Source organism: Streptomyces sp. SID5910, assembly GCF_009862125.1.
GTDB lineage: Bacteria > Actinomycetota > Actinomycetes > Streptomycetales > Streptomycetaceae > Streptomyces.
The window spans coordinates 1-2,751 of the sequence record NZ_WWHX01000177.1 but is presented as its reverse complement, the minus strand read 5'-3'; the positions used below and the strand labels follow the sequence as shown (position 1 = coordinate 2,751).

General features: G+C 76.9%; 3 protein-coding genes. 2 read left to right on the top strand and 1 reads right to left on the bottom strand.

From position 1 onward, the window contains the following. Positions 1-702, top strand: a 702-nt coding sequence (locus GTW67_RS06385) for a bifunctional adenosylcobinamide kinase/adenosylcobinamide-phosphate guanylyltransferase (RefSeq protein WP_161163819.1), incomplete at its 5' end; no start/stop codon positions are given. On the opposite strand, the gene GTW67_RS06380 is transcribed toward GTW67_RS06385, so the two are convergent. Then, positions 691-1,449, bottom strand: a complete 759-nt coding sequence (locus GTW67_RS06380) for a class I SAM-dependent methyltransferase (protein WP_161163818.1) — start codon at positions 1,447-1,449, stop codon at positions 691-693. The genes GTW67_RS06385 and GTW67_RS06380 overlap by 12 nt on opposite strands. Positions 1,450-1,599: 150 nt before the next feature. On the opposite strand from GTW67_RS06380, the gene cobT reads away from it, so the two are divergent. Beyond that, a complete protein-coding gene (cobT, locus tag GTW67_RS06375) occupies positions 1,600-2,664 on the top strand; it encodes a nicotinate-nucleotide--dimethylbenzimidazole phosphoribosyltransferase (protein WP_161163817.1) in 1,065 nt (354 codons plus the stop codon). The last annotated feature ends 87 nt before the right edge of the window (positions 2,665-2,751 follow it).

The following is a 2,751-nucleotide window of genomic DNA, read 5'->3' as shown; positions in this document are numbered from 1 at the left end:
GTGGGCGCCGCGCGCCCGACGACCGACGTCGTCGCCGTCCACCTCGGCCACGACGTGCCGCCGGGCCGGGAGCTGGCGCGCCGGCTCGCGGCGGCGGGCGCACGGGCGGTGCCGGACGGAACGACCCTGACGACGGGCGTGTACGAGGACGTGCCCGACGTGCCGCGGCGCACCCTCGTGCTGGGCGGGGCCCGGTCGGGGAAGTCGGTGGAGGCCGAACGGCGGCTGGAGGCCTTCCCGGACGTGCTGTACGTGGCGACCGGCGGCTCCCGCAACGGGGACACCGAGTGGGCGGCCCGGGTCTGCGCGCACCGCGAGCGGCGCCCCGGCTCGTGGCGCACCGCCGAGACCTGCGACCTGGTCCCGCTCCTGAAGGACGACGGCCCGCCCCTCCTCATCGACTGCCTGTCGCTGTGGCTGACGGACGCGATGGACGCGGTCGGCGCGTGGGACGACGCGGAGTGGGCCGACGGCGGCGAACGGGCCCTGCGCGACCGGGTGCGCGACCTGACGGAGGCGGTGCGCGCCACCCGGCGCACGGTCGTCGCGGTGTCGAACGAGGTGGGCTCGGGCATCGTCCCGGCCACCGCGTCGGGCCGCCGCTACCGGGACGAACTGGGGCGGCTGAACGCGGCGTTCGCCGCCGAGTGCGAGCAGGTGCTGCTGGTGGTGGCGGGCCAGGCGCTGGTGCTACGGGGCTGACGGCGGCTCCTTGCGGGCGACGAGACGGGGGCTCCGCTCGCCGGTGAGGACCGTGCAGCCGCGGGCCTCCAGCTCGGCACGCAGCCCCGCCGGGTGCGACGTGCCGGGCGGCAGGGCGAGCAGCCGGCGCGGGTCGGCGACGTCGATGAGGAGATGCCCGCCGGGGCGCAGGACGTGCAGGGCGGCGCGGAGTTCGGCGCGCGGGTCGGGGACGCGCTCCAGGTGGTGGAAGAGACTCACGACGTCGTACCGGGCGCGGAGCCGGGCGGCGATGTGCCGGTCCGTCAGCCGGCCGACGTACGCCTCCTCGACGCGGTCGGCCGCGCGGGCTCGCAGGACGCGGTGCGTGGGGTCCACGCCGTCGAACGAGGTGTACGGGAAGAACGTCCGCGCCACCCGGGGGAAGCCGGCGTCGCCGGTGCCCACGTCCAGCCAGCTCTCGGGCTCGGGGCAGTGACGGAGCATCGCGCGGACGGCCAGGACGTGTCTGAGCCGTTCGCCGGCCCGGACGGCGGGGTGTCCGGGCCGGGGCGCGAGCAGCGGATTGGGAAAGGTGTGCCGGCAGTCCCGGCACCGGTCGAGGACGGAACGGGCCGGCGCGCCCTGCCGCGGGGTCTGGTGGCCGGCCCGGGAGCGCAGCCGCCGCGAGCCGCACCAGGGGCAGTCCGCGCGGTGCGGTCCGTAGCGGGGGACGGGAGGCACCGGGGGCACGGGGGACGGCACGAAGGGGGCGGAGGGCGCGGACATGGGCGGCTCCCGACAGGAGGGGGACGGCATACGACAATCCACCGCAAAACGTTACGTAGGCCGCGGCGATCCGGAGGGCAACGACGCCGGTCCGGCGCGGTGCGGATGTGACCTCCGTGGTGTTCGACCGGGGCCGGTACTGTTCGGCGAATGAGCTCGCTGAATCTCGACGACTTCACCGATCTGATCGAGCGCCCCGACGGCGGGGTGCGCCGCGACGCCGAGGCGCGCCGAGAGCGTCAGGTCGTGCCGCCCGGGTCGCTGGGCCGACTGGACGACCTGGGTGAGTGGCTGGCCGCGGCGCAGTCCGCCGTGCCGGTACGGCCGGTCGAACGGCCCCGGGTGGTGCTCTTCGCCGGTGACCACAAGGTCGCCGAGCTGGGCGTGTCGGCGCGGCCCGCGGGCGGCGCGGGCGAACTGGTCCGCGAGGTGCTGGCGGGCGGGCGTCCGGTGTCGGTGCTCGCGCGGCGCCTCGGGGTGCCGGTGCGGGTGGTCGACATGTCCCTGGACTGCGACCCGGAGTCGCTGCCGGCCGAGGTCGTGAAGCACCGGGTGCGGCGCGGCGGCGGGCGCATCGACGTCGAGGACGCGCTGACCCCGGAGGAGGCGGAGGCCGCCTTCCGGGCCGGGATGGCGGTGGCCGACGAGGAGGCCGACTCCGGTACGGATCTGGTGGTGCTCGGCGATGTGAGCGTGGGCGGGACGACGGCGGCGGGCGTGCTGGTCGCGGCGCTGTGCGGGACGGACGCGTCGGTCGTCACCGGCCGGGGCGGGCTCGCCATCGACGACCTGGCGTGGATGCGCAAGTGCGCGGCGATCCGGGACGCGCTGCGGCGGGCGCGGCCGGTGCTGGGCGACCAGTTGCAGCTGCTGGCGACGGTGGGCGGCGCGGACCTCACCGCGATGACGGGCTTCCTGCTCCAGAGCGCGGTGCGGAAGATGCCGGTGATTCTGGACGGCGTGGTGAGTGCGGCGTGCGCGCTGGTGGGCCAGCGGGTGGCGTTCCGGGCACCGGACTGGTGGCTGGCGGCACACGACAGCGGGGAGCCGGGGCAGGCGAAGGCGCTGGACCGGATGGCCCTGGAGCCACTCCTGACGCAGGGCGTGACGGTGGGCGAGGGCGCGGGGGGCCTGCTGGCGCTCCCACTGGTCCAGGCGGCGGCGTCCCTGGCAGCGGAGCTACCGGAGGTCTCCGACGGGGGCGCATCGACGTAGCCCGGCGCGGGTGCCGGCCGGGGGTGGGACGCGTGGCCCGGCGCTACCGGGGTGCCGCTGCGCCCACCCGTGCCGCCCCAGCGGCAC

Bases quoted from the DNA above. Each gene is read 5' to 3' on its own strand.
- GTW67_RS06380 (WP_161163818.1), bottom strand. From the start codon at position 1,449: ATGTCCGCGCCCTCCGCCCCCTTCGTGCCGTCCCCCGTGCCCCCGGTG.
- cobT (WP_161163817.1), top strand. From the start codon at position 1,600: ATGAGCTCGCTGAATCTCGACGACTTCACCGATCTGATCGAGCGCCCC.